General features: G+C 70.6%; 23 protein-coding genes. 14 read left to right on the top strand and 9 right to left on the bottom strand.

Features of this window, described 5'->3' with window-relative positions; all coding sequences use genetic code 11:
• The first annotated feature begins 68 nt into the window (after nt 1-68).
• From OG718_RS34885 to OG718_RS34875, 3 genes are all read left to right on the top strand, one after another.
• On the top strand, nt 69-965 hold the full coding sequence (locus OG718_RS34885) for an RNA polymerase sigma-70 factor (RefSeq protein ID WP_328846035.1): 897 nt from the start codon (nt 69-71) through the stop codon (nt 963-965).
• Between the two features lie 151 nt (nt 966-1116).
• Entirely contained in the window at nt 1117-1569 is a 453-nt protein-coding gene (locus tag OG718_RS34880; RefSeq protein ID WP_328846034.1) for a hypothetical protein, read from the top strand.
• A 35-nt stretch (nt 1570-1604) separates the two neighbouring features.
• Nucleotides 1605-2162 (top strand): hypothetical protein, encoded by a 558-nt coding sequence (locus OG718_RS34875; protein WP_306940112.1) that lies wholly within the window; start codon nt 1605-1607, stop codon nt 2160-2162.
• Between the two features lie 93 nt (nt 2163-2255).
• Here OG718_RS34875 and OG718_RS34870 read toward each other — a convergent pair whose 3' ends face one another.
• The 3 genes from OG718_RS34870 to OG718_RS34860 form a co-directional block, all read right to left on the bottom strand.
• Entirely contained in the window at nt 2256-3188 is a 933-nt protein-coding gene (locus tag OG718_RS34870; protein ID WP_328846033.1) for a LysR family transcriptional regulator, read from the bottom strand.
• A gap of 36 nt (nt 3189-3224) precedes the next feature.
• Entirely contained in the window at nt 3225-4067 is an 843-nt protein-coding gene (locus OG718_RS34865) for a DMT family transporter (RefSeq protein WP_328847884.1), read from the bottom strand.
• Between the two features lie 184 nt (nt 4068-4251).
• Nucleotides 4252-5175, bottom strand: a complete 924-nt coding sequence (locus OG718_RS34860) for an EamA family transporter (RefSeq protein ID WP_328846032.1) — start codon at nt 5173-5175, stop codon at nt 4252-4254.
• Between the two features lie 122 nt (nt 5176-5297).
• Between OG718_RS34860 and OG718_RS34855 the strand changes: the two genes are divergently transcribed.
• Entirely contained in the window at nt 5298-5825 is a 528-nt protein-coding gene (locus tag OG718_RS34855) for a MarR family winged helix-turn-helix transcriptional regulator (protein ID WP_143632238.1), read from the top strand.
• Nucleotides 5826-6107: 282 nt separating this feature from the next.
• Nucleotides 6108-7046, top strand: coding sequence for a serine protein kinase RIO (locus OG718_RS34850; protein ID WP_328846031.1), 939 nt, complete (start codon nt 6108-6110; stop codon nt 7044-7046).
• A gap of 61 nt (nt 7047-7107) precedes the next feature.
• On the opposite strand, the gene OG718_RS34845 is transcribed toward OG718_RS34850, so the two are convergent.
• The gene (locus OG718_RS34845; RefSeq protein WP_328846030.1) at nt 7108-8628 is read right to left on the bottom strand and encodes an FAD-dependent monooxygenase; all 1521 of its coding nucleotides are present in this window, start codon (nt 8626-8628) and stop codon (nt 7108-7110) included.
• Between the two features lie 163 nt (nt 8629-8791).
• On the opposite strand from OG718_RS34845, the gene OG718_RS34840 reads away from it, so the two are divergent.
• Entirely contained in the window at nt 8792-9421 is a 630-nt protein-coding gene (locus OG718_RS34840; RefSeq protein WP_143632242.1) for a TetR/AcrR family transcriptional regulator, read from the top strand.
• 178 nt (nt 9422-9599) lie between these two features.
• Here OG718_RS34840 and OG718_RS34835 read toward each other — a convergent pair whose 3' ends face one another.
• From OG718_RS34835 to OG718_RS34825, 3 genes are read right to left on the bottom strand one after another with little or no spacing between them, the layout of a single operon-like run.
• Complete coding sequence (locus OG718_RS34835; RefSeq protein WP_328846029.1) at nt 9600-9878, bottom strand: hypothetical protein; 279 nt, start codon at nt 9876-9878, stop codon at nt 9600-9602.
• Nucleotides 9879-9898: 20 nt separating this feature from the next.
• Nucleotides 9899-12379, bottom strand: a complete 2481-nt coding sequence (gene malQ, locus OG718_RS34830; RefSeq protein ID WP_328846028.1) for a 4-alpha-glucanotransferase — start codon at nt 12377-12379, stop codon at nt 9899-9901.
• Nucleotides 12379-12630 carry a hypothetical protein gene (locus OG718_RS34825; RefSeq protein ID WP_143632245.1) on the bottom strand — a complete coding sequence of 84 codons (252 nt, stop codon included), beginning with the start codon at nt 12628-12630 and terminating at the stop codon, nt 12379-12381. Before OG718_RS34825 ends, malQ begins: the two co-directional genes overlap by 1 nt.
• A gap of 304 nt (nt 12631-12934) precedes the next feature.
• Here OG718_RS34825 and OG718_RS34820 point away from each other — a divergent pair, with 304 nt between their 5' ends.
• The 3 genes from OG718_RS34820 to OG718_RS34810 are packed head-to-tail and all read left to right on the top strand — an operon-like array spanning nt 12935 to nt 15557.
• Nucleotides 12935-13468 carry a PadR family transcriptional regulator gene (locus OG718_RS34820; RefSeq protein ID WP_143632246.1) on the top strand — a complete coding sequence of 178 codons (534 nt, stop codon included), beginning with the start codon at nt 12935-12937 and terminating at the stop codon, nt 13466-13468.
• On the top strand, nt 13465-14205 hold the full coding sequence (locus tag OG718_RS34815; protein WP_328846027.1) for an ABC transporter ATP-binding protein: 741 nt from the start codon (nt 13465-13467) through the stop codon (nt 14203-14205). Before OG718_RS34820 ends, OG718_RS34815 begins: the two co-directional genes overlap by 4 nt.
• Nucleotides 14202-15557, top strand: a complete 1356-nt coding sequence (locus OG718_RS34810) for an ABC transporter permease (protein WP_328846026.1) — start codon at nt 14202-14204, stop codon at nt 15555-15557. Before OG718_RS34815 ends, OG718_RS34810 begins: the two co-directional genes overlap by 4 nt.
• A 174-nt stretch (nt 15558-15731) precedes the next feature.
• Here the strand turns inward: OG718_RS34810 and OG718_RS34805 are convergent, their stop codons facing one another.
• Nucleotides 15732-16268 (bottom strand): HNH endonuclease, encoded by a 537-nt coding sequence (locus tag OG718_RS34805; protein WP_055611422.1) that lies wholly within the window; start codon nt 16266-16268, stop codon nt 15732-15734.
• Between the two features lie 275 nt (nt 16269-16543).
• On the opposite strand from OG718_RS34805, the gene OG718_RS34800 reads away from it, so the two are divergent.
• A complete protein-coding gene (locus OG718_RS34800; RefSeq protein ID WP_143632250.1) occupies nt 16544-17623 on the top strand; it encodes a mechanosensitive ion channel family protein in 1080 nt (359 codons plus the stop codon).
• A 106-nt stretch (nt 17624-17729) separates the two neighbouring features.
• On the opposite strand, the gene OG718_RS34795 is transcribed toward OG718_RS34800, so the two are convergent.
• Nucleotides 17730-18119, bottom strand: coding sequence for a hypothetical protein (locus tag OG718_RS34795; RefSeq protein ID WP_143632251.1), 390 nt, complete (start codon nt 18117-18119; stop codon nt 17730-17732).
• A 318-nt stretch (nt 18120-18437) separates the two neighbouring features.
• Between OG718_RS34795 and OG718_RS34790 the strand changes: the two genes are divergently transcribed.
• The 4 genes from OG718_RS34790 to OG718_RS34775 all read left to right on the top strand — a co-directional run bounded on the left by OG718_RS34790 (nt 18438) and on the right by OG718_RS34775 (nt 22910).
• The gene (locus OG718_RS34790; RefSeq protein ID WP_143632253.1) at nt 18438-19649 is read left to right on the top strand and encodes an ROK family transcriptional regulator; all 1212 of its coding nucleotides are present in this window, start codon (nt 18438-18440) and stop codon (nt 19647-19649) included.
• Between the two features lie 84 nt (nt 19650-19733).
• Entirely contained in the window at nt 19734-21062 is a 1329-nt protein-coding gene (locus tag OG718_RS34785) for an ABC transporter substrate-binding protein (RefSeq protein WP_328846025.1), read from the top strand.
• Between the two features lie 6 nt (nt 21063-21068).
• Nucleotides 21069-22010, top strand: coding sequence for a carbohydrate ABC transporter permease (locus OG718_RS34780; protein ID WP_143632256.1), 942 nt, complete (start codon nt 21069-21071; stop codon nt 22008-22010).
• Nucleotides 22011-22013: 3 nt separating this feature from the next.
• The gene (locus tag OG718_RS34775) at nt 22014-22910 is read left to right on the top strand and encodes a carbohydrate ABC transporter permease (RefSeq protein ID WP_143632257.1); all 897 of its coding nucleotides are present in this window, start codon (nt 22014-22016) and stop codon (nt 22908-22910) included.

The raw sequence follows: 22910 nt of genomic DNA, 5'->3' as shown, positions 1-22910 counted from the left end.
GGCCGCACCGACCGGTTCGGCCCAAGAAGGACCGAGGGGCGTGACCACGAGAGAGTGAAGCGCACGACATGAACGACCACGTCACCGACCCTGCGACCGAGGCCTTCGTCGCCCACCGCAACCTGCTGTTCACCGTCGCCTACGAGATGCTCGGATCGGCGGCGGACGCCGAGGACGTCCTCCAGGAGGCCTGGCTGCGGTGGGCCAAGGTCGACCTGGCGCAGGTGCGGGACCAGCGCGCCTACCTGGTGCGGATCACGACCCGGCAGGCACTCAACCGGCTGCGCACCGCCAAACGGCGCAAGGAGGCCTACGTCGGGCCCTGGCTGCCCGAGCCCCTGCTCACCGCGCCGGACGTGGCCGAGGACGTCGAACTGTCCGAGAACCTGTCGCTGGCACTCATGTTCATCCTCGAGACCCTCTCACCGACCGAACGCGCCGTCTTCGTCCTGCGTGAGGTTTTCGACTTCGGCCACGACGAGATCGCGGAGACGATCGGCAAGAGCCCGGCCGCCACACGTCAGATCGCCTACCGCGCCCGCCGGCACGTCGACGCCCGCCGGCCGCGGACACCGGGTTCACTGGAAGAAGCCCGGGCAGCGTTGACCTCGTTCCGGTCCGCGCTCGAGACCGGGGACCTGCAGGGACTGCTCGACGTACTCGCCCCGGACGTCGTCTTCGTCAGCGACGGCGGCGGCCTCAAGCTCGCGGCCCTACGGCCCGTCGTCGGCGCCGACAAGGTGCTCCGCTACATGGCCGGCAGTGTCGAAAAGGCCGGCGGCACCTTCACCAGTGAGTCCATGACGGTCAACGGCAACCCCGCGCTCGTCCTGCGCGTGGACGGCGTGATCGACGGCGTGCTGGCCTTCCTCGTGGAGAACACCCGCGTCACCGGCCTCTACTACGTCCGCAACCCCGAAAAGCTCACCCGCATCGAGTCCGAAACCCCCCTCACCTCCCGCTGACCGTGCCCCGCACCTCGGCCGGCCGAGGTGCGCGACAGCGCAGGCGCCGCGGGACAAGCCGCCTGCCGCCGCCGGCGGAACCGTCTCACCGGGTGCCGTGTCCTCCTTCGCGGGAGGTGGTTCCACGCCGCGGAGCCGCCTGTGAAGGGGGATGGCCATGGGGCAGATACGCGAGGGGGCACAGTTGGGCGCTTGGGCCGTGGCAGGGGTCGTCGGCCTGGCGGTGTTGTACGTGGTCGGGGTGTTCGCCTTCGGCGGTGCGGGGTGGATCACCGCCCCGTTCCGCGGTGAGGCGGACGAGCGCGACAACACCGTCGGCTCGGGCGAGTTCCGTCAGGCCACGTACGAGGAGTTCTTCGATCTGTGCGAGGCCGTGCAGAACGCCGAAGGAACGATCCAGGTGCTCCAGGAGGAGCGGAAGGCCGCTTCGGAGACCCGCACGACACAGATCGACCAGTCGGTCACCGCGCTGAGGGCCACACGGATCGAGTCGGTCAACGACTACAACTCGAAGGCCGCCCAGGAGCACCGCGCGCCCTTCCGTGACAAGGACCTGCCGTACCGGCTGGATGCCGACGCCAAGCGCACGACATGCACCAACTGATCTCCGTCTCGTCCCAGGGAAGAGGGCAGCACCGCATGAGGAAGTTCGTACGCATGGCCCTGGCATCCGTCGTCGCGCTCGTCGTGGGCCTCGCCCTGACGTCCTGCACCGACTCCAGCCAGGACAAGGAGAACAAGGCCAAGCAGGAAGGCTACGACCACCTGGTGGCCCAGCAGCCGGCGGGCCGCATGGAGTACTCGCCGACCCGCGAAGCGATCAACCAGTGGGTCAGGACGTGGGGGAAGCGGGGCAAGCTCTCGTACGTCTACATCCAGAACGCCAAAGGCGAGTACGGGTACTTCATCATGAAGGGCCTGCCGGTGCCGCGCTGCAAGATGCTCACCCCGACGGAGAAGGTGGAGCACTCCGACAGCGGTGTCGCGGTCCTCGCGCAGCCCGGCATGGACGGCACGTACACGACGGGGTCCACCTGCAACGCCTACTACGGCTTCGACGCCACGACGGGCGCGTACATGGAGTTCACGGTCGGCACCAACCAGTCGTTCTTCCTGTTCGACAAGCCCATGACGATGCCGGAGTACGCCAGCGCCAAGCAGTTGGGGCCGACATCGGTGAAGGACGTCAAGAAATAACCTCGGGCGGTCCGGGGCCGGTTGGAGGAGTTCCGGCCCCGGTGTCCCGTCGAGCGGCGTGGTCGGGGCGGGAAAGGGCGGGGCGAGGAACCGTCACCCGGGACGGCGGGCCGTCAACGCGTCCGCTTCGGCCTGCAGGGCGTCGAGAACACGCGCCACCGCCGGCGCCCCCTCACCCCCGCGCCGCACCGCTGCCACCACATGCCGCCGGGGCCGGTCGGAGTCGAGGGCCCGCATCACCACGCCGTCCTCTCTCCCCGCCACGGCCATCCGGGGTACCAGCGCAACCCCCATCCCCGCCCCCACCATGGCGAGGATGGCGGTCCACCCGGCCGCCGAGTGCCCCTGACGAGGGGCGAATCCGGCTGCCTCGCACGCCCCCCGCGTGATGTCGGACCACGGCCCGCTCCCCCCGAAGATCCACGCCTCCCCCGCCAGATCGGCGAGCCGTACCTCCGCCGCCCCCGCCAGCGCGTGACCGACTGGCAGCGCGACATCCAGCGGATCGGCGAGCAACGGCACCCGGGTGAACCGCCCGCCCCCCGCACCGGGCACGGCCCGCGCCGTGAGCGACAGTGCGAGATCCACCTCACCGGCCCCCAGCAACTCGTACGCCTCCCCCGCCTCGGCCTCCCGCACCTGCACCCGGACCCCCGGCCGCGCCACACGCAGGGCCCGCACGACGGGTACGACGAGCGCGGGCACGGCCGTGGAGAAGGCGCCCACCCGCACCTCCCCGGCATCCCCGTGCGCGTACGCCGCCAACTCCGCGTCCGCCCGCTCCAGTTGCTCGAACACCGCCTCCGCGTGCCGCAGGACGAGATGCGCCGCGCCGGTGAGCCGTACCCGCCGCCCCTGTGCCTCCAGCAGCGGCACACCGAGCTGCTTGGCGAGGTTGGTCAGCTGCTGGGAGACGGCCGAGGGGGTCAGCAGGAGGGCCTCCGCCGTCGCCGTGACGGTGCCGCGCTCACGCAACGTACGCAGAATGATCAGCTTCTTGATGTCCCACTTGTCGTGCTCGGCCATGGACGGCAACCTATCCGGCGCTCCCGTCCGCCCCTCCTATCCGGCACTGAGGACGACCCCGCCGAGGATCAGCGCCATGCAGAGCAGCTGCGCGGGACTCGTCTCCTCGCCGAGGACCACGTACGACAGCGCCGCCACACACACTGGCTGGAGGTAGTAGACCGCCCCGGCCCTGGCCGCGCCGATCAGCGCGATCGCCCTGCTCCAGGCGAAGAAGGCGAGCGCGGAGGAGAAGACGCCGATGTAGAGGATCGGTCCGACGGTCGACGGCGTCGGGTCGAAGGGGCCCTGCACGGCCAGACTCACCGCGTACGCCGGGAGCAGCATCGCCGTCCCGAGCACGAACGCCGAGAAGAGGAACGCGAGTCCGTCGATCTCCCGCGGCCTGTGACGCAGGAGCGCGCTGTACGAGGCGAAGCACGCGGCCGCCCCCGCCATCCAGAGGTCCCCGGCCCCGAAGTCGAGCGAGGGCCTCCCGCCGCTCATGAGCAGCAGGACCCCGGCGCAGGCGATCAGCATGCCCACGACCCGGCGCACTCCGAGACGTACGCCGCCGACGCGTTCGTACACCGCCATCAGGACCGGCGACGCGGCCATGATCATGCCCATGGTGCCTGCGGAGGTGGAGAGGGCCGCCTGGTTGACGAGGGTGTTGTACGCGGTGATGCCGAGGAGGGAGGCGAGGAGGAGGAAACCGAGGTGGCGGCGGAGTACGTGCCGTTGCCGCCAGGCCGCCCGGGCCCCGAACGGGGCGAGGGCCGCGAGCGCCACGATCCAGCGCCAGAAGGCCTGTTGGACGGGCGGGACGCTGTCGTGCAGGGCACGGGAGGTGACGAAACTGCCGGACCAGACGACGGTGGCGACCGCGGCGAGCGCGATGCCGAGACCGAGCCCGAGGCGGGGTCCGGGACCGAGGCCGGGGCCGACGCCCTTTCGCTCTGCTCGGTCCGCGTCCGGCGAACTGTGCGTACGGGTGGTCGGGTCCAGGACTCCCACGGTGTATCCCACGCCTCTCTTCCCGTCGGCCGGGAACTCGGTCGATGTGGATCTACCGTCACAGGGGTTAAACCATCACGTCCATCGAATCTTTTCGACGATTCCTTTCAGCTGAGCTGAACGTTTGCGCCGTAGACGCGGGACGCGCCCCGAGCTGGCCGAACACCGTCGCCCCGAATGCGAGGGCCATGCCCGCCAGCTGCACGGGACCCAGCGCCTGGCCGAGCGCCGCCCAGCCGATGACGGCCGCCGTGAGCGGGGAGAGCGGGCCGAGGAAGGTGACCTGCGTGGCGGTGAGCCGGCCGATGCCACGGAACCAGAGCCAGTACGCGATCGCCGTGTTGGCCAGCGCCAGATAGAGGTAGCCGCCGACCGCCCTGCCGTCGAGCGCGGGCGGCGCGCCCTCCACGAGCAGTGCGACGGGAGCTATCAGCAGCCCGCCCGCGGTCAGTTGCCAGCCGGTGAGGGCCAGCGGGCCCACCCCCTCGGGGCGCCCCCACCTCTTCGTCAGCACGGTGCCCGCGGACATCGACGCGGTAGCGGCGACGGCGGCGAGCAGACCCACGGCGTCCAGCGCACCTGCCGCCTTCAGCACGACCAGGCTCACACCGAGGGCCGCCGCCATGCCGGTGAGGAGCGTACGGAGGGTCGGGCGTTCGCCGAGCAGGGCCGCCGCGAGGCCCACGACGAAGAGCGGGCCGACGGAACCGACGACCGCGGCCATCCCGCCCGGCAGCCGGTACGCGGAGAGGAAGAGGAGCGGGAAGAAGGCACCGATGTTCAGTGCGCCCAGGGCCGCCGCCTTCCACCACCAGACCCCGCGGGGCAGTGCGCGGGCGAGGGCGAGCAGGACGAGCCCGGCGGGCAGGGCGCGCATCAGCCCGGTGAACAGGGGGCGGTCGGCCGGGAGGAACTCCGTGGTGACGGCGTAGGTGCTGCCCCAGGAGACGGGGGCCAGGGCGGTGAGCGCGATGACGGTGCGGCGGTTCATGACCGGCTCCATGAGGGAGGTGGCTCGACGGAAGTAGCTTGGGAGTAATTAGCTTAGCGCTAAGCTACTTATCGTCAAGCCACCTTCTTGCAGCCGAGTGACAGGGTGCGGATACTCGCCCCATGAGCACATCCAAGGCCGCCAGGACCCCCGCGGACCCCGTCGACGCGATCATCGACCAGTGGGCCGCCGTCCGGCCCGACCTGGACACCGCCGCGATGGAGGTCTTCGGGCGCGTCTTCCGGCTCTCGCGGGCGATGGGCGACCGGATGGAGAAGACGTACGCGCGCCTCGGCATCTCGCGCGGCGAGTTCGACGTGCTCGCCACCCTGCGGCGGTCCGGCGCCCCGTACGCCCTCTCGCCCCGCCAGCTCTCGGCGACGCTAATGCTGACCACGGGAGGCATGACCGGCCGCCTCGACAAGCTGGAACGGGCCGGTCTGCTCCGCAGGTCCCCGGACCCCCACGACCGCCGCGCCCTCCAAGTGACGCTCACGGACAAGGGGTTGGCGCTCGTCGACGAGGCGGTCGGGGCCGGTCTCGCCGTCCAGACGGAGGCGCTGTCGTCCCTCGACGAGGAACAGGCCGGCCAACTGGCCGACCTGTTGCGTCAGTTGCTGACCGGCACGGAGCGGACGAGTCGCCAGTAGGAATCCGTCAGGTCTTCCGGTCCGTGCTCGCCGGAAGCGTCAGCCCGAGCAGGACCGGGACGAGCCCGGTACGGAGGACCACGCCGGACACCCACGGCACAGCCGGGTCCGCTCGGCGCGGGCCGACTTTATTCGGTTGCCGCTCCCCGTCTCCGCCCCTCACCATGGGCGGGAAACCGGGAGCTGCCCGGTGCTCCACGAGAGGAGGCACGACCGTGACCACGACTGTCGTCGGCCTGCCCGCAGACCGCCTCTCTCTCAACTCATGGAGCACCTCCAGCGATGTCTCACGACGATCTCTCGCAACACCCCCAGCACCCGGCATTTCCTGACGGCTTCATCGCCGACCCTTACCGCGACGTCCCGCCGCCGGACGACCTGGGCGACGTCGACGACCGGTTCGTCTTCGAATTCCGCGCCTATGACGACCTCGAGGACGGCCGGCGCTGGTCGACCTGGCTCAGCGTCGAACCCCTCTGCCGAGGCCCCGAGCCGCTCCCGGACTGGGTGGTGACCTCGCAGGGCGCGATCGACACGGAGCTCGGCGTCCTCAAGACCGGCAAGGAGGCCGACGTCCACCTCATCGAGCGCGCCGACCCGCTCGACCCCGCCGCCGGCGTGGTCATGGCGGCCAAGCGGTACCGCTCTCCCGAGCACCGGACCTTCCACCGCTCCGCGTCCTACACCGAGGGCCGCTCGATGAAGCGCTCACGTGACGAGCGGGCCGTCAAGCGGAAGAGCACCTTCGGCCGGCAGGTCGCGGCCGGCGAGTGGGCGGTGTCCGAGTGGGGTGCGCTGGTGCGGCTCTGGAACCTCGGGCTGCCGGTTCCCTACCCGGTCCAGATCGACGGCACCGAGATCCTGATGGAGTGGATCACCGTCGTCGACGAGGACGGCTCCGTCGGAACCGCACCCCGGCTCGCCCAGACCCGGCCCTCACCCGAGCTGCTGGCAGCGTACTTCGAGCAGCTCACCGATGCGCTCGCGACGATGGTGCAGAACGGCCTCGTGCACGGCGACCTCTCGGCGTACAACATCCTGGCGGCGGGCGAGCGGCTGGTCGTCATCGACCTGCCACAGATCGTCGACCTGGTCGGCAACCTCAACGGGATGACCTTCCTCCAGCGCGACTGCGCCAACATCTGCGGCTGGTTCCGCTCGCGGGGCCTCGACGTCGACGAGCACGCGCTGTTCGCGGAGCTGATGGCGCACGCCTTCTGAACCGGGCGGCCGGCTATGGCCGACGACAATGCCAGAGACCCGCGCCCCTCACGGGGCGCGGTCAGTCCTGCCCCATCGATGCCGTCAGTGCCGCTTCGAGTTCCTCGGTGGTCGGTTCCTCCGCCGCCCAGGCCGCGTAGCCGTCCGGGCGGACCAGGAGTGTCGTACGGCGGTCGCTCGCCCAACTCGCCACGGTGAGGCGGTCCTTGCGGGTGTCGGTGTCGGGGTCCGTGGGTGTGCCGGACGGGGTGATCAGTACGAACCTGCCGCCTCGCAGGGCCTCGTACAGGCGGCCGTCCCGAAGGGTCACGTCCGGGACGCGCTTGCCGACCAGGGAGTGGGCGCCGCGTGGGGCCGGGTAGGCGTAGCCGATGCCGGTGATCTGGCCGATCATGCGGGTGCGGGCCGGGCGGGTGTGATCCAGGAACGTGGTGAGCAGGGTGCGGGCCGCGAGCGTCCAGGGCCGGTTGGCCATCGCGAGCCGTACGATTCCGCCGCTGCTGCGGAGGACGGACTTTCCGACCGGGTGGCGTTCGGACTGGTAGGTGTCCAACAGGTCGGCGTGGGCGTGGCCGTTGAGTGTCGCCGCCAGCTTCCAGCTCAGGTTGGCGGCGTCCTGGAGACCGGTGTTCATGCCCTGGCCGCCGGCCGGGGTGTGCACGTGCGCGGCGTCCCCGGCCAGGAACACGCGGCCCACCCGGTACGCGGGAGCCTGTCGTTCGTCGCTGTGGAAGCGGGACATCCAGCGGGCGTCGCGCATGCCGTAGTCGCGGCCGAGGGCGAGCCGGGTGATCTCCTTGACCTCGTCGAGGTCGAGGGGCGCGTCGTCGGCGACATCGCGTCGGCGGTCCCAGCCGATCACCCGGTAGTAACCGTCCCCGAAGGGCGCGAGGAACGCGAACGCGTCTCCGACCGCGTTCACGGTCAGCAGCGTCTCCGGCTCCTCGGCCAGCCGGACATCGGCGAGGACGACGGAACGGATCGCCGAACGCCCGGGGAAGGGCAGCCCCACCGCCTCCCGCACGGCACTGCGCATCCCGTCCGTCCCGACGACGTACGCCGCCCGCAGTTCCTGCAGTTCCCGCGCTCCCCCGTCGGCCCCCTCGGTCCCGGCGGCCGCGCGCACCCGGAGGGTGACCCCGTCCGCGTCCTGGACCAGCCCGGTCACCTCGGTCTCGTACGCGAACCGCACCCCGGCCTCCACCGCCCGCCGCTCCAACGCCCGCTCCACCTCGTACTGCGGCAGCACGAGCAGGTGGTTGAAGCGTGAGGGGAGGGTGGTCAGGTCGACGGTCAGGCGGGAGAAGAGCCGGAGCCGGTCGAGCGTCTGCCCCTTGCTCTCCAACTCGTCGGCGAGGCCACGGGCGTCGAGTTGCTCCAGCGTGCGGGCGTGCAGGACGAACGCGCGGGAGAGGTTGCTGGTCCTGTGCGGGCGCTTCTCGACGAGGGTGACGGGGACGCCGGCGGTGGCGAGGTCGCCGGCCAGCAGCAGACCGGTGGGACCCGCGCCCACGACGATGACGTCGCGGGAAGCGGCGACGGCGGTACGGGGGGTGCCGTTCTTGTCGGTCGTACTGGTCATGGCGGCCTCCTGGTGCCAACGGTTGTTGGTCAAGGGCTGTCGGCGAACACCGGGCGGCCCGGTTGCCAACACTCGTAGGCCAACACTTGTAGGCCAACGCCCGTTTGCCACCATAGGACGACACCTCTGGCCCGTCAACAGCCGTTGGCCTACGCTTGTTGGCATGACCGACACCGACTCCCCCACCCAGCACGCGCAGCCCGCCCGGCCCGCACAGTCCCCTCAGCCCGCCCGCCGCTCCGACGCCACCCGCGCCACGATCCTCACCGCCGCGCGCGAGCGCTTCGCCGCCGACGGGTACGAGCGCGCGACCATCCGCGCCATCGCCCGCGACGCGAAGATCGACCCCTCGATGGTGATGCGCTACTACGGCAACAAGGAGGGCCTGTTCGCGGCGGCCGTCGACATCGATCTGCGGCTGCCGGTGCCGGAGAAGGTGCCGAAGGAGGAGGTCGGCCGGATCTTCGTCGAGCACTTCGTGGCGCTGTGGGAGAAGAACGAGGTGCTCACGGCGTTGCTGCGGGTCGGGGTCACCAACACCGCCGGGGCCGAGCGCATGCAGGGCATCTTCAAGGAGCAGTTGGTGCCGGTCGCCCTGCGCGTGTGCCCCGATCCCGAGCAGGTCCCGGCCCGCGCCGCGCTCGTCGCGTCACAGATGCTGGGCATGGCGCTGACGCGGTACGTCCTGCGCCTGCCGCCCGCCGTTGACCTGCCCCGCGAGGAGATCGTGGCCTGGCTGGCGCCGACCGTCCAGCGCTATCTGACGGCCCCGCACCCGGGCCCCTCCCGCTGAAGCCGCCGCGGACCACGGTGCCGGCACCGAATCCGGTCGCGCCCGGCTCGGCCCGGTCCGGTCCGGCCGGAAACACGTCGAGGGCACCGTCCTCGTGCACGTACGACGACTGCCGTACGTACGCGAGGACGGTGCCCTCGAAACGGAAAACCTCAATGGCGGCCGGGGCCGGCCGAGGTCAGGAAGCCTTCACGGCCGCCTTCGTCTTGGCCTTGCCCTTCGCCTTCGGGTGACGGTCCGTCGACCCGTCGAGAACCCAGACCAGACCGGCGATCAGCAGGAACAGCCCGATCGGCGCCACGACAAAGAGCCCCAGCGTCTCGATGACGCTCAGGCCCGGGCCGGGGTCGTCGCCGTCGTCAGGCGTCACCGCGAGCGCGGGGGACGACATCAGCAGCATCATCAGCGTCGTACCGGCAGCCAGGGCGCCGGCGCGCAGGGCGTTCTTCTTGTCCACGGTGCAAACGTAGCGAACACCTAATCCGGCCGCGCGCCCGGGGGTGCCGTACGAGGCGGAGCGCCTCCCGGGTCCAGCGCGGATTCTGCCGGGTCCGGCCCGCATCCGCCCACCGCCCGGCCCTCACGCACCACGTCGATGAGGGCGTGCAGCCGGGGTGAGGCAGCGAGTTCCTCCAGGGTGACGGGGCGGCCCTCGGCGTCGGCGACGGGCAGGCGCCAGTTCGGGTACTGGTCCCAGGTGCCGGGCAGGTTCTGCGGGCGGCGGTCGCCGACGGTGTCCGGGAGCCAGATGCCGATCATGCGGGCGGGCGTGCGCAGCAGGAACCGGTGCAGGGCCTGGATCTGCGCCTCCTCCGAGTCCTCCGACTGCCCGCCGGCGGCCCCTTGGAGCAGCCCTAGCCGGGCGAGCAGCGCCAGCCACTCCCCCACGTCGGCGGCCGCCTCGGCCCGCTCCTCCTCCACGGGGCGGGTCAACAGGCCCAGCCGGTCGCGGAGTTCGACATGGTCGCCGGTGAGCCGGGACGCGGTGGGCGGCAGATCGTGGGTGGTGGCGGTGGCGAGGCAGTCGGCGCGCCAGCCTTCGGGGGGCAACGGCAGCCCCGTACCGTCCCAGTCGCGTTCGAACCACAGCACCGAGGTGCCGAGCACGCCGTGCTCGTGCAGTTTCTCCCGGACGCCCGGCTCGACGGTGCCGAGGTCCTCGCCGATCACCAGCGCCCCGGCGCGGTACGCCTCCAGCGCGAGGATCGCGAGCATGGCCTCGGCGTCGTATCGGACATACGTTCCCTCGGTGGCCGGGCGGCCCTGCGGGATCCACCAGAGGCGGAAGAGGCCCATGACGTGGTCGATGCGGAGGGCGCCGGCGTACCGGAAGAGGGCGCGCAGGAGGCGACGGTAGGGGGCGTAGCCGGACTCGGCGAGACGGTCCGGGCGCCACGGCGGCAGCCCCCAGTCCTGGCCCTGCACGCTGAACGCGTCCGGGGGTGCGCCGACCGACATGCCCGCCGCGAAGTACTCCTGCTGCGCCCAGGCGTCGGCGCCGCCGGGGTGGACGCCCACCGCGAGGTCGTGCACGAGTCCCACCCCCATGCCCGCGTCGCGCGCGCTGCGCTGGGCGGTGGCGAGCTGGGCGTCCGTCAGCCAGGCGAGGCGGCTGTGGAAGTCGACACGGTCCATCAACTCGCCCCGGGCGCGGGCGGTTTCTGCCGAGCGGGGGTCGCGCAGGGCGGCCGGCCACTTCTGCCAGTCGGAGCCGTACACCTCGGCGAGCGCGCACCAGGTGGCGTGGTCCTCCAGCGCCTCGCCCTCCTCGGCGAGGAAGTCGCAGTAGGCGGCGCGGCGTCCGGGTCCGAGCGGCACGTCCCGTACCAGTTCCAGGGCCTCGCGCTTCAGCTCCCACACGGCGTCGCGGTCGATCAACGCGCCTTTGTCCAGCACGGATTCGCGCTGCCGCCCGGCCCGCTCCAGGAGCGTACGGACGCGGTCACGGTCACCCTCGCCGGCGTACGCGAACTCGGGGACGTCCTCGACGCGCAGGTAGACGGGGTCGGGGTAGCGGCGGGAGGAGGGCCGGTACGGCGACGGGTCGGTGGGCGCGCCCGGCACGGCCGCGTGCATCGGGTTGACCTGCACGAACCCCGCCCCGAGCGCCCGTCCCGCCCAGGCCGTCAGCTCGGCGAGGTCCCCGAGGTCGCCCATGCCCCAGGAGCGCCGGGACAGCAGGGAGTAGACCTGCACGAGCAGCCCGTACGTACGCCCCGGTGCCGCGGGCAGGCGCCTCGGCGCGACGACCAGATGGGCGCGGGCGGTCCGTCCGTCGGGGGCGGTGGCCTCCAACTCATGGACACCCAGGGGCAGTTGCTCGGCGGAGGCGCGCACCTCCCCCTGCTCGGTAAGGATCCGCAACCGGGTCCCGGCGGGCAGCGCGGCGAGGGCGGAGGCGAGCGAGGAGTCCCCCGGGGATCCGGGCGGGGCGGCCGGATCGGCCGGGTCCTGGCCACCCGGCGCGGGCTCGGATCCACCGGACCCGGCGGAAGCGCCGGAACTGCTGGAACCGCCGACCTCGGACGCACGGGTCACGGACGGTGATCCGCCCGGCGCGGCCGCATCCTCGTCCGGCGCGGGCCGGTTCTCGCTTGCCCCGGACCGGTCCTCGCCTGCCACGGGCGGGTTCTCATCCGGCGCGGGCGGGCCCTCGCTCGGCGCGCGCTCGCCTTCGTCCGCCCCCGGGGCGGATTCGCGCGCCCCGGGGCCATGGTCACTCCCGGCGGTCGCCGCCGACCCGCTCCAGCACACCAGGGTCGGGGGGAGCAGCCGTTCCCGTAGCTCCGTCTCGCGCGCCGTGAGCGCCGTGCGGACGGCGTCCGGTGTGCCGGCGGCGACGCCCAGTGCGGCGAGGACTGCGACGACCGCGGCGTCCGAGGCCGCGACCGTGCGCCCCGGGGACGGGCTGAAGGAGGTGGCGACGCCGTGCAGCGCGGCGAGCCGGGAGAGCGGCATCAGACCCCCGATGGGTCCAGGCCCGCGGCGGCACCCATGGAGGTGGGCTCGCTCGTCAGGGGGGCGGCGTCGGCGAGGGGCGGTTCGCTGGTGAGGGGGGCGGCGTCGGGCAGCGGCGGTTCGCTGGTGAGGGGCGTCTCCGCGCAGGATCCTTCGGCGCTGAAGACACAGAAGTGCGGGTCGGGGTCGGCGGGCAGTTCCGCCGGGCGTTTGGAGAGGGCCGAGAGCAGAAGCTGTGCTGATGCGGCCACGGGGGCCTCCTTGATCGTCACGAGTGGTCGTTCTGCGGTCAGGGCAGCCCTACCCAGTGGGCGGGCGCGCAGACGTGACAGCCCGGACAACGTGCCCTTGTTCACATTCTGTCCCTGGATGTGCCGGGTGACCAAGAGGGCCTGGACGACCACCGTCCGCGATCGAGCCCTCTTTTCGCGGGCCCCGTCTCCTGCGCCCTCTTCCCCCGAGGTGCTCTTCTCACGAGGGCTGGCCGGGGCGCGGCCGAAGCTTTTCACCGCTCACTATTCACTCGCTACATATATTGAGTACATAATGATCGCCATGAGCACCCGCCACATCCTGCTGGGGCTGCTCGCCGGAGGGCCGAGCCATGGCTACGACCTCAAGCGACGCCATGACGAACGCTTCCCGCAAGCCCGCCCGCTGGCCTACGGCCAGGTCTATACGACGTTGCAGCGCCTGGTCCGCGACGGCTTGGCCGAGGTCGACGGGACCGGCTCGGACGGTGGTCCCGAGCGAACCCTGTACCGGTCCACCGACGAGGGGGCGAAAGAACTCGTCGGCTGGACGGGCGAGATCACCCCGCCCGCCCCCTTCGTGACCAACGAGATCTTCGCCAAGGTCGTGTGTTCGATCCTCGCCTCGGCCGACCCCGCCGACTACCTGCTCGCCCAGCGCGCCGCGCACATGGCGCGCATGCGGGAGCTCACGGCGGTCAAGACGGCGCACGGCGCCGATCTCGCGACGGTCCTCTCGGCCGACTACGCCCTCAACCACCTGGACGCCGATCTGCGCTGGATGACCACCACCGCGGCCCGGCTCACCACTTTGACCGCGGAGGTCGACTCAGCATGAGCAGCACGCCCATGAGCAGCACGCCCATGAGCAGTACGCACCGGACCGTGCCGATCCTGGCCGCGCGGGGGATCGCCAAGACGCACGGCAGGACCAGGGCGCTGCGCGGCGCCTCGGTCGAGCTGCGCGAGGGCGAGATCCTCGCCGTCACCGGCGCGAGCGGCAGCGGCAAGTCCACCCTGCTGCACTGCCTGGCCGGAATCGTCCGCCCCGACGAGGGCTCGGTCGTCTACGCCGAGCAGCGCCTCGACCAGCTGACGGAGAAGCGGCTGAGCGAACTGCGGCGTACGGAGTTCGGGGTGGTGTTCCAGTTCGGGCAGCTGATCCCCGAGTTGACCGCGCTCGACAACGTCGCGCTGCCGCTGCTGCTCGCGGGGACCGCCCGCAAGGAGGCCCACGAGCGGGCGGGCGAGTGGCTGGAGCGGTTCGGCGTACGCGGTCAGGGGGAGCTGCGCCCCGGCGAGATGAGCGGTGGGCAGGCCCAACGGGTGTCGCTGGCACGGGCGTTGGTGACCGGCCCGCGCGTCGTCTTCGCGGACGAGCCCACCGGCGCGCTGGACTCGTTCGCGAGCGAGGGCGTTCTGTCGGCGCTGGCGCACACCGCGCGGGAGTCCGGCACCGCCGTGCTGCTCATCACGCACGACGCCCAGGTCGCGGCGTACGCGGACCGTGAGGTGGAGCTGCGGGACGGAGCCGTCGTCTCCGGGGCGGACGTCGTCGTGGAGATGTCCCGATGAGGGCCGACCTGCGGCTCGCGCTGCTGCTGACGCGGGGCTCGGACCGGCGGGAGTGGTGGCGGGTGATGCTGACGGCGGTGGGGGCCGCGCTGGCCACCGGCTTCGGGCTCGCGGCGGTCGCGGTCGCCTCGGTGCGCGGACAGGTGTCCTCCTCGTACTTTCACGGCCTCCTGAACCAGCCGGGGCAGCGCGCCGGGGTGGTTGTCGCGCTGCTGCTCCTGTGGGTGCCGGTGCTCGGCTTCCTCGGCCAGTGCGCACGCATCGGCGCCGTGCACCGCGACCGCAGGCTGGCCGGACTGCGCCTGGCCGGGGCGACGCCGATGCAGGTGCGGCGCATCGCGGCCCTGGAGTCCGGCCTCGCCTGTCTGCTGGGGTCGGGTGTCGCCGCGGTGCTCTGCGTGCTCCTCATGCTGGGCATGCTGCAGCAGCCGCTTCCGCTGCAGACCTGGGGCGGCTTCGCCCTGGTGACGCTCGCCGTGCCGCTCCTCGCCGTGCTGGTAAGTGTGGTCGCGCTGCGCCGCGTCGTGGCCTCGCCGCTCGGCTGGGTGCGCCGGGTGCGGCCGGGCCACGGCCGGGTCGCGACCCTCACTCTTGTGGTACCGACGGTGCTGGTGGGTCTGGCCGCCCTGCTGATCGTCATGCGGACCACCGGGCCGGGGGCCACCTCGTTCCCCCTGCTGGTGTTCTCCGCGGTGGCGCTGACCGGTGCGGGCTCGGTGGCGGTTGCCGGGATCACCGCGCGGGCCACCGGCAGGCGGCTCGCCGCCCGGACCGAGAACCCCGCGGTCCTGATCGCCGCCGAACGGCTCCGGGCCGACCCGTGGGCAACCGCGCGCACCAACGCGGCCGTACTCCTGGTGGCCGTCGTGGGCGTGGGCTTCGTGGGCGTACGCCAGATGTTCCTCGACTCCGTGCATCACCCGCGGGAGGGCCTGCCCTACAGCCCCGAGGACGTGGCGTTCTACACCACCGGCGTCAACCTGGCGGGCGCCGCCGTCCTGCTGGCGCTGCTGATCAGCCTGGGCGGTCTTGCCGTGGGCACCGCCGAGTCGCTCGCCACCCGGCGCCGGGGCCTCGCCGCACAGGCCGCGGCGGGCGTACCGCAGAAGGTGCTCGGCCAGGCACTGTTGCTCGAGACCGCGCTGCCACTGGCCCCGGCGATGCTGCTCGCGGGCTTCGGCGGCACGGCGGTGTACGTCGCGTACGGAAAGGCCGTGCACGCTGCGACCATCCCGGTGCTGATGCCGCTGCTCGTGCCGGTGGCCGTCTACGCGGCCTGTCTCCTCGCCGCCGCCACTTCTCTGCCGCTGCTGCGCCGTTCGGTGCATCCGGCGGAGCTGCGCTTCGCGTAGCCGCGCCGGCCCGGGCCACCCGGCGCACGACAGACCTCCGGTCCTCCGGGAGGCGCGAGGGGACTTCCCGGAGGGCCGGGAAAGGCGGCGGCCCGGCCCGCACGAAAGAAGCGGACCGGCCCGCGCGACGCAGGACGGACCGGCCCGCACAAGGCAAGACGAAGGCCCGGATCGTCAGGCGGAAATGCCGTCGATCCGGGCCATCGCGTCCTCCGCGCCGTACGGCTGCAGGTATGGCAGCCAGCGCGGGTCCCTATGCCCGGTTCCGATGATGCGCCAAGCGAGCCCCGTCGGCGGGGCCGGTTTATGGCGCAGGCGCCAGCCGATCTCGACCAGGTGACGGTCGGCCTTGACGTGGTTGCAGCGGCGGCAGGACGCCACCACGTTGTCCCAGACGTGCTGACCCCCGCGGCTGCGCGGGATGACGTGGTCGACGCTGGTTGCGACGCCACCGCAATACATGCACCGGCCGCCGTCGCGGGCGAAGAGCGCCCGACGGGTCAGCGGAACGGGCCCCCGGTAAGGGACCCGTACGAACCTTTTCAGCCGGACCACGCTGGGTGCGGGGACAGTAACGGTTGCACTATGCATAAAGGCGCCGGATTCCTCGAGGCAGACAGCCTTGTTCTCGAGGACGAGGACGAGCGCGCGGCGGAGCGGTACGACACCGAGGGGCTCGTACGACGCGTTGAGGACCAGGACATGCGGCACGGATGGCCTCCTTGTACGCCGGCGGCGCGTGGCTCGCGCCGGGACGATCTGTAGTCAGTCTCCCCTCATGCCTGGTGGAAGCGCCACCATGTCCCGGTAACGGGCTGGGAGTGTTTTCGACCACATCTTGTTCATCCCCAGGTGAGCACAGTCTCTCCCTCGAACATTGCAACGATCCACACATGGTGCCCCGTTAGTGTGGTGGTTCTGCCCGTCGGTGCCCCTATCCCGATGTCCCTGCCGCGGGCGGACCGCTACGCCTGGAGGTACCTGCCGTGTTCTTGTCCGTCCTGTCGGCCGCCGATCCCACCGAGGAACCGACGTCGCCATCGCTCCAGGACGCCCAGGAAAGCGCGACCAACGCCGCGAGCTGGGTCGAGCAGAACTGGTCCACATGGCTCAGCATCGGCCTGCGGGTGCTGCTGATCCTGGTGATAGCGGCCGTGCTGAGAGTGGTCATACGGCGGACCATCACGAAGTTCATAGACCGCATGAACCGTACGGCCCAGGCGGTCGACGGGACGGCGCTCGGCGGCCTCCTGGTCAATGTCGAGCGCCGCCGTCAGCGCTCCCAGGCCATCGGTTCGGTGCTCCGTTCGGTCGCGTCCTTCGCGATCATGAGCACGGCCGCGCTGATGATCCTCGGCACGTTCGAGATCAACCTGGCCCCGCTGCTGGCCTCCGCGGGTGTGGCGGGCGTGGCCATCGGTTTCGGCGCCCGCAACCTGGTCACGGACTTCCTCTCCGGCGTCTTCATGATCCTGGAGGACCAGTACGGCGTGGGCGACACGGTCGACGCGGGAGTCGCCTCCGGCGAGGTCATCGAGGTGGGCCTGCGCGTCACCAAGCTCCGCGGCGACAACGGCGAGATCTGGTACGTCCGCAACGGCGAGGTCAAGCGCATCGGCAACCTCTCCCAGGGCTGGGCCACGGCCGGCGTCGACGTCACGGTCCACCCCTCGGAGGACCTGGACCGGGTGAAGACCCTCCTCAACCAGGTCGGCGAGGACATGAGCAAGGCCGAGCCCTGGAACGAACGTCTCTGGGGCCCCATCGAGGTCCTCGGCCTCGACAGCGTCCTTCTCGACTCGATGGTCGTCCACGTGTCCGCGAAGACGATGCCCGGCAAGGCGCTCAGCGTGGAACGCGAACTGCGCTGGCGCATCAAGCACGCCCTCGACGGGGCCGGCATCCGCATCGTCGGCGGCCTCCCCGCCCAGCAGGACGAGGACACCGCCCCCGACCCGACGGCAGGGATGGCGGCCCCCTCGGCCTACTCCAACTCCGCGTCCCCCCAGTCGCAGACGGCGTCCCCGATAGCACCGGCGGCGGTTCCGACGAATGTGACGAAGTAGGGGCGAGAGCTTTCTCATACGCGCACGGGCCTCTGCGGGGCGGTATCCGGGTCACTCCGGGTGCCGCCCCGCAGCCGGTGGGATTCCGGTGGGCGGCCCTTTTTGCCTATCCCCAGACGTGCGCGTACATCGCCTCGTACCGCGTGTACATCAGACCCAGTTCTCGCGGCTTGTTCCGCACGTCCAGGAACTCGAGGACGAGCGAGAACAAGTGCTCCACGACCTGTCGGTGCTGCTCCGGGGTCAGGTGGTCCGGGTCCTTCCAGCCGTCGAGGCGCATGTCGGGGAACAGGTCCAGGAGGACGAGCTTGTGCCAGTAGAAGCTGCTGCACTCGCCCCTGCGGACGACCAGCCACTCCGTGAAGCCACGCAGCAGCCCGCCCGACCTTCCGACGTCGATCCCCGTGAGGAACATGGCCGTCGGGTAGTAGGTGCCGTCCAGGCCGTACCCCTCGGGGTGTTCGCCGATCTTCTCGACAAGCCGCTTGTCGTCCACCAGTCCCCCAGAACCCGAAGTCGAAGTCGAAGTCGAAGTCGAAGTCGATGATGTGGTGCCCGGTCCACCGGGCCTTGCACGAGGCAGCCGCCTCCGCTCCCCAGCGACTCACACGAGTCGCCCGAGTATCACGCTCCCCTCTTCTCCTCCCCAGAGGTAACGACTTCGTTTCCCGGCAGTGGCCGGTATTGACGCTTCCCCCACCCCGGGCCTACCTTCCTCCCACCGATAGGAAAGTTTCCTAACAGTGCTTCCGCAGTGGACTTCCCGGTGGCACCACTGGGAAGCTGGGCAGCCGAAAGGCAGGTGTCGACACTCATGGCAGGAACCGCCGGTACGCCGGGCACCCCTCGCGTCCTGCGCGCCATGAACGACCGTGCCGCGCTCGATCTCCTGCTGGAGCACGGGCCGTTGTCCCGGACGCGGATCGGCAAGCTGACCGGCCTGTCGAAGCCGACCGCTTCGCAGCTGCTGGCCCGGCTGGAGGCGGCGGGGCTCGTCCTCGTCACCGGCACCAGCGAGGGCCGGCCGGGGCCCAACGCACAGCTGTACGCGGTGAACCCCGCCGCCGCCTATGCCGGCGGGCTCGACGTGACGCCCGAGCGGATCCTCGCCGCCGTCGCCGATGTGACGGGGCGGACGGTGGGAGAGTACGAACTGCTCACCCCCGGCCGTCGCGCGGGCCAGACCGTCGTACGGCAGGTCACCGACGCCCTCGACGGCGCGGTGAAGGCGGCGGGACTGGTCCGGGCCGACATCCAGCGGCTCGTCATCGGCACCCCCGGAGCCTTCGACCCCAACACGGGTCGGCTGCGCTACGCCTCCCACCTCCCCGGGTGGCACTCCCCCGCCCTGCTCGACGAGCTCGCGGCCGCACTGCCGATGCCCGTCGAGTACGAGAACGACGTCAACCTCGTCGCCATAGCCGAGCAGCGGCTCGGTGCGGCCCGGGGCCACGAGGACTTCGTGCTGCTGTGGAACGAGGGCGGTCTCGGCGCGGCCCTCGTGCTCGGCGGACGCCTGCACCGCGGCTGGACCGGCGGCGCGGGCGAGGTCGGCTTCCTCCCCGTACCCGGCGCGCCGCTCGTCCGGCACGTCGCCAAGACCAACAGCGGCGGCTACCAGGAGCTGGCAGGCTCCCAGGCCATCCCGAAACTCGCCCGCGAACTCGGCATCCAGCCCCTGCCCAACGGGCCGTACGCCGAGGTCGCCGCCGCGCTCGTCGAGCAGGCGGCGGACATCAACGCGGGGGCCCACCGGCAGCTCCTGGAGACGTACGCGACGGGGCTCGCCACCGGTCTCGCCTCGCTCGTCTCCGTCCTCGACCCCGAACTCGTCGTCCTCAGCGGGGCCTCGCTCACCAGGGGCGGCGAACTGCTGCGCGCCCTGGTGCAGGCCGAGCTGGAGGAGCTGGCCGCACCCCGGCCGCGCCTCGTGGTCGGCGACGTCGACGAACACCCCGTGCTGCGCGGCGCGTTGGAGAGCGCGCTCGCGGCCACCCGCGACGAGGCCTTCGACACCTCGCGCTGAGCAGGACCCCGCACGCCTCCCCCCGCACATCTCCGTACACATCCCGTCCCACACCACCCCGTCCCGCCCCAGGGAGACCTCGCCATGCCCAAAATGCCCAGGAAAGCGGTGCTCGCCGCCGCCTCGATAGCCCTTCTCACCACCGCGTGCACCGGCCAGTCGGACACCGGCGCCACGGACGACCCGAACGCCTCGACCACGATCACGTTCTGGCACGGCTGGAGCGCTCCCGCCGAGGTCAAGGCCATCCAGGCGAACATCGACCGCTTCGAGAAGGAACACCCCAACATCAAGGTGAAGGTCGTCGGCAACATCAACGACGACAAGCTCAACCAGGCGCTGCGCGCGGGTGGTTCCAAGGGCCCCGACGTGGTGTCGTCGTTCACCACGTCCAACATCGGCAAGTTCTGTTCGTCCGGCGCCTTCGCCGACCTCAAGCCGTTCATCGAGAAGTCGAAGCTCGACCTCGACAAGATCATTCCGAAGCCGATGCTGGAGTACACCCAGTTCGAGGGCACGCGCTGCGCGATGCCGCTGCTGGGCGACGCGTACGGCCTCTACTACAACAAGGACGCCTTCGAGAAGGCCGGCATCAAGGCGCCGCCGAAGACGTGGTCCGAGTTCGCCGAGGTCGCCAAGAAGCTGACGAAGACCAAGGGCGACTCGTACCAGCAGCTCGGCTTCATGCCGAACTACCACGGCTACGAGACGGTCGTGGACCACTACATGTCGCAGTGGGACCACGCCTACTTCGACAAGGACGGCAAGTCCAGCATCGCCGAGGACCCGGCGTTCGCCGAGATGTTCACGTACCAGAAGAAGCTCGTCGACAGCCTCGGCGGCTTCCAGAAGCTGGAGAAGTACCGCAACACCTTCGGTGACGAATGGGGCGCCAAGCACCCCTTCCAGACCGGCCAGGTGGCCATGCAGCTCGACGGCGAGTGGCGGCTCGGCATGGCCAAGGACGCGGGCGTGAAGTTCGACATCGGCACGGCTCCGATGCCCGTCGCCGACGACGAGGCCGACGAGTACGGCAAGGGCTTCCTCTCCGGCACGATCATGGGGATCGCGCCGCAGAGCAAGAAGCAGAACGCGGCCTGGGAGCTGGTGAAGTACATGACGACCGACACCGAGGCCGTCGTCGCCTTCGCCAACGCCATCCACAACGTGCCGTCCACGTTCGCCGCGCTGAAGTCGCCCGACCTGACGGTCGACCCGGGCTTCAAGACCTTCCTGGACATCGCGCAGAACCCGCACTCGAACACCCCGCCGGCCTCCGTCAACGGCTCGACGTACCAGACGACCCTGCAGGACTTCGGCTACCAGTACGAGTCCGGCAAGGCGAAGGATCTCAAGGCCGGTCTGAAGAAGACGGCCGACCAGATCGACCGTGACATCGAGCAGGCGAAGTAGCCCTCGATGTCCACGCTCACTCTGCGTTCGAAGCGCCGCAGGTCGGCGCTTCGGACGGCCGCGTTCATGTCGCCGTGGCTGATCGGCTTCAGCGTCTTCTTCGCGTATCCGCTGATCTCGACCGTGTACTTCTCGTTCATGAAGTACGACGGCTTCGGTGTCCCCGAGTTCAGGGGTCTTGAGAACTGGAACTACGTCTTCAACGACTACCCCATGTTCTGGCCCGCGCTGCGCAACACCCTGTGGCTGGTGCTCGTCATGGTCACCCTGCGGGTCGCCTTCGGCCTGGGCATCGGCCTGTTGATCACGAAGATCAAGACGGGCACGGGTGTGTTCCGCACCCTCTTCTACCTGCCCTACCTGGCGCCGCCCGTCGCGGCGACGCTGGCCTTCGTCTTCCTGCTCAACCCGGGTACGGGGCCGGTCAACTCGGTCCTCGGTGACCTCGGACTGCCGACGCCCGGCTGGTTCACGGACGCCGCGTGGTCCAAGCCCGCCCTCACCATGCTGGCCCTGTGGGGCGTCGGCGACCTGATGGTCATCTTCATGGCCGCGCTCCTCGACGTACCGAAGGAGCAGTACGAGGCCGCCGAGCTGGACGGCGCGTCCGCCTGGCACCGGTTCCGGTTCGTGACGCTGCCGAACATCTCACCGATCGTCATGTTCGCGGTGGTCACCGGTGTGATCCAGACGATGCAGTACTACACGCAGCCGCTGGTCGCGGGGAAGGTCGCCTCCGGGATCATCGGCGGCTCGGGCCAGCAGTTCGAACCGGGATACCCCGACAAGTCGACGCTCACCCTGCCGCAGCTCGTCTACAACCTCGGCTTCCAGCGCTTCGACTACGGCTCCGCGTGCGTGGTCGCGCTGGTGCTGTTCGCCCTGTCCATGGTGTTCACCGCGTTCCTGATGCGGCGCCGGGGCGGTCTCATCCAGGCAGGTGACTGATCCATGACCCAAGTACTCGACAAGCCCGTGGAGTTGGGGACGCCGCCGGTCACACCCGCGGAGCGGACCGCCCGCCGCAGGGCGCTCCTCGAATGGATCGCCGTGCACGCGCTCGGCGTCGCGGCGGCACTGTTCTTCGTCCTGCCCTTCGTGTTCGTCGTCCTCACCTCCCTGATGAGCGACAACCAGACCCTCACCAGGGACCTGATCCCGGACACCTGGGAGTGGGGCAACTACGCGAAGGTCTTCGACACGCCCGGCTTCCTCACCTGGTGGAAGAACACCCTTCTGTACGCGGGTGGCGGCACCGTCCTGACGGTGGTGTCCAGCATTCCGGTGGCGTACGCGCTCGCCAAGTTCCGCTTCCGTGGCCGGAACCTGTCGTTGATGCTGGTCATCTCCATGATGATGCTGCCGCCGCAGGTCATCATCATCCCGATGTACCTGTTCTGGGCGAAGCAACTGGATCTGTCGGGCACCCTGTGGCCACTGATCATCCCGATGGCGTTCGGGGACGCGTTCTCCATCTTCCTGCTGCGGCAGTTCCTGATGACGATCCCGAACGAGTACATCGACGCGGCGAAGGTCGACGGCTGCGGTGACTTCAGGACCCTGCTGAAGGTCGTCCTGCCGATGGCCAAGCCGGGCATCGCCGCCGTCGCGCTCTTCCAGTTCTTCTACGCCTGGAACGACTACTTCGGACCGCAGATCTACGCGTCCGAGAATCCCGGCGCCTGGACCCTGAGCTACGGCCTGGAGTCCTTCAAGGGCGCGCACCACACCGACTGGAATCTGACGATGGCCGCGACCGTCCTGGTCATGGCCCCCGTGATCCTCGTGTTCTTCTTCGCGCAGAAGGCGTTCGTCGAGGGCGTCACGCTCACCGGAGTGAAGGGCTGA

The organism is Streptomyces sp. NBC_00258, from assembly GCF_036182465.1.
Taxonomy (GTDB): domain Bacteria; phylum Actinomycetota; class Actinomycetes; order Streptomycetales; family Streptomycetaceae; genus Streptomyces.
Note: the sequence above shows the minus strand (reverse complement) of the source record. Positions and strands in the feature narration are given on the sequence as shown.

Excerpts from the sequence above, each read along its gene's own strand:
- OG718_RS34885 (WP_328846035.1), top strand. The coding sequence starts at position 69 with ATGAACGACCACGTCACCGACCCTGCGACCGAGGCCTTCGTCGCCCAC.
- OG718_RS34880 (WP_328846034.1), top strand. The coding sequence starts at position 1,117 with ATGGCCATGGGGCAGATACGCGAGGGGGCACAGTTGGGCGCTTGGGCC.
- OG718_RS34875 (WP_306940112.1), top strand. The coding sequence starts at position 1,605 with ATGAGGAAGTTCGTACGCATGGCCCTGGCATCCGTCGTCGCGCTCGTC.
- OG718_RS34870 (WP_328846033.1), bottom strand. The coding sequence starts at position 3,188 with ATGGCCGAGCACGACAAGTGGGACATCAAGAAGCTGATCATTCTGCGT.
- OG718_RS34860 (WP_328846032.1), bottom strand. The coding sequence starts at position 5,175 with ATGAACCGCCGCACCGTCATCGCGCTCACCGCCCTGGCCCCCGTCTCC.
- OG718_RS34855 (WP_143632238.1), top strand. The coding sequence starts at position 5,298 with ATGAGCACATCCAAGGCCGCCAGGACCCCCGCGGACCCCGTCGACGCG.
- OG718_RS34850 (WP_328846031.1), top strand. The coding sequence starts at position 6,108 with ATGTCTCACGACGATCTCTCGCAACACCCCCAGCACCCGGCATTTCCT.
- OG718_RS34845 (WP_328846030.1), bottom strand. The coding sequence starts at position 8,628 with ATGACCAGTACGACCGACAAGAACGGCACCCCCCGTACCGCCGTCGCC.
- OG718_RS34840 (WP_143632242.1), top strand. The coding sequence starts at position 8,792 with ATGACCGACACCGACTCCCCCACCCAGCACGCGCAGCCCGCCCGGCCC.
- malQ (WP_328846028.1), bottom strand. The coding sequence starts at position 12,379 with ATGCCGCTCTCCCGGCTCGCCGCGCTGCACGGCGTCGCCACCTCCTTC.
- OG718_RS34820 (WP_143632246.1), top strand. The coding sequence starts at position 12,935 with ATGAGCACCCGCCACATCCTGCTGGGGCTGCTCGCCGGAGGGCCGAGC.
- OG718_RS34815 (WP_328846027.1), top strand. The coding sequence starts at position 13,465 with ATGAGCAGCACGCCCATGAGCAGCACGCCCATGAGCAGTACGCACCGG.
- OG718_RS34810 (WP_328846026.1), top strand. The coding sequence starts at position 14,202 with ATGAGGGCCGACCTGCGGCTCGCGCTGCTGCTGACGCGGGGCTCGGAC.
- OG718_RS34790 (WP_143632253.1), top strand. The coding sequence starts at position 18,438 with ATGGCAGGAACCGCCGGTACGCCGGGCACCCCTCGCGTCCTGCGCGCC.
- OG718_RS34785 (WP_328846025.1), top strand. The coding sequence starts at position 19,734 with ATGCCCAAAATGCCCAGGAAAGCGGTGCTCGCCGCCGCCTCGATAGCC.
- OG718_RS34780 (WP_143632256.1), top strand. The coding sequence starts at position 21,069 with ATGTCCACGCTCACTCTGCGTTCGAAGCGCCGCAGGTCGGCGCTTCGG.
- OG718_RS34775 (WP_143632257.1), top strand. The coding sequence starts at position 22,014 with ATGACCCAAGTACTCGACAAGCCCGTGGAGTTGGGGACGCCGCCGGTC.